At 43.5% G+C, this 1,903-nt stretch carries 2 protein-coding genes; one reads left to right on the top strand and one right to left on the bottom strand.

Translation table 11 applies throughout. The annotated features are described in order from the left end of the window. A partial coding sequence (ltrA, locus tag EFY79_RS21245) for a group II intron reverse transcriptase/maturase (RefSeq protein WP_123122771.1) occupies positions 1 to 1,337 on the bottom strand: 1,337 nt, incomplete at its 3' end. Between the two features lie 36 nt (positions 1,338 to 1,373). Between ltrA and EFY79_RS21940 the strand changes: the two genes are divergently transcribed. Then, complete coding sequence (locus EFY79_RS21940; RefSeq protein ID WP_262685252.1) at positions 1,374 to 1,502, top strand: hypothetical protein; 129 nt, start codon at positions 1,374 to 1,376, stop codon at positions 1,500 to 1,502. Positions 1,503 to 1,903 lie beyond the last annotated feature (401 nt).

Below are 1,903 nucleotides of genomic sequence, written 5' to 3'. Positions count from 1 at the left end.
TAGTAAGTAAACCCAGGCATCGCAGCCTGAGATTCTGTTAGAACGGTACGTAACAGTCTCCCGTTATACCGCTCCGATTTTCCAACCGTTGGTTTCGAGTTCAGTAGTTCCCAGTGTGCAAACATTTTTGGTCGGCGCACTGATATTTGATGAAGCCATCTTACTGTCTTCATTCCTCCTGTTCGAAGTCTTTTGTATTTGCGTCTTGCCCATGCTTCGAGCTTTACATTTAATAGGTGCATAAACTCTTTCATTTTTGTTTTGTAAAATGTTCCGTAATAATTGATCCATCCCCGTATTATAGGGTTAATCTCTACTGCTATTTCCTGTAACGTATTCGTTGTCTTGCCTAACGCTCCCCACTTTTTCATTTTCTCATTCATCGCCTTCATTGCTTTGGTACTGACCGCAGGCAGAAAGTTTGTGAATGACCCATCCTTTCTCCCGTTCTGTGCCTGTCTTGGTCTAAATGTGAAACCAAGGAAGTCAAACGAGATAGTTGGATAGTCTTTGTAAGACTTTCTGTTACTATCCTTACAGAACACCAGCTTTGTTTTTGATGCATGCATTTCAAGACCACAATCCGTCAACCTCTTCTCCAACGATTTCATCACTGTCTGACTTTCTTTCTGTGACTTGCACATGATGATGGCATCATCTGCATAACGAACCAGTGTACACTGTGGGTGCTCTATATTCAACCATTTGTCCATTGTGTAATGGAGATATAGGTTGGCAAGTAACGGCCCGATAACAGAACCCTGGGGAACCCCTTTGGTTCTTGCTATCTGTGTTCCATCTGATAACTGTAGGGGCGCTGTCAGCCATCTTTCAATGTATAACAGTATCCACTTTGTTTGGCAATGCCTTCTGACTGCTTTCATCAGCAGATCATGCGGTATGTTGTCAAAGAACCCTTTGATGTCCAGGTCTATCACCCATGACTGTTGCCAGCATAGTTGTCTTACTCTTTCAACAGCCTGTTTGGCTGACTTTCCCGGCCGGTAACCATACGAATCTTTTACAAACAGTGGTTCCAGCGTTGGTTCCAATAGCCCTCTTACTACAGATTGGGCAATCCGGTCTGCGATTGTGGGTATGCCCAGAGGTCTTAGTCCACCTCCTTTCTTCGGTATCTCAATCAGTTTTACCGCCGGTGGAATGTAGCTGCCTGAACTCATTCGATTCCAAAGCTTGTACAGATGGTTTCTGTAGCCTTTATCGAATTCGCCCATACTAACTTCATCCACTCCTGCGCCTCCTCTGTTTGATTTTACTTTCTGATAGCCTGCCATTACTAATCGCCGACTGATACTAAACGGTTTTGTTTCGCTCATCTTCGTACCTCCTGATTTGTATATCAGTTTTCGTTAATGAATAAAAACTCGAAAACAACTCCCCTTCGCTCCTGCTATCTTTCAATAGCTATCATCACTACTACGGAAGTTTCTGCCCCAGTGCTGCTCATCGATACTTTCCTTCTTGCAGTGTCTCTTGCTTGAAGTTTTCTCTTAACATTGCAACGACTGGTTCTCACGTTCCATGTATACGCCTGTGTTACGCTCGCGCTGTCTATACGCCGGATGCCGCAGCAACAGTAATCAGGTTGCCTTGCTGCTTATCCCAATGATGCTACTGTACATTGGTTTTGACATCGTCTTATCCTTTCGACGCCTCTGACGACAGTTCACTATTGTTCGCCTTCTTTAACACGCACCTGACACCTTTATCGGTGCCTTTTCCTTTCATGCTCACTACCTCAACTCTTAATTGAAGCAGCTAAAGGTGGTTTAATAACAACTCCTGTAAACCGTTACCGATGGGCCGACCATCATCATCTACATAGCATTAAATAATAAAATCAAAGAACTAATTTGTATTCATTATTTATTCGTGACACTCA

The organism is Hanamia caeni, assembly GCF_003721595.1.
In the GTDB taxonomy this organism is placed as follows: Bacteria; Bacteroidota; Bacteroidia; order Chitinophagales; family Chitinophagaceae; genus Ginsengibacter; species Ginsengibacter caeni.
The sequence above is the reverse complement of the archived record's forward strand: the minus strand, read 5'-3'. Positions and strand labels throughout refer to the sequence as shown.

What these genes read in the sequence shown, in the direction of transcription:
- EFY79_RS21940 (WP_262685252.1), top strand. Translation starts at nt 1,374, where the DNA reads ATGAATAAAAACTCGAAAACAACTCCCCTTCGCTCCTGCTATCTTTCA.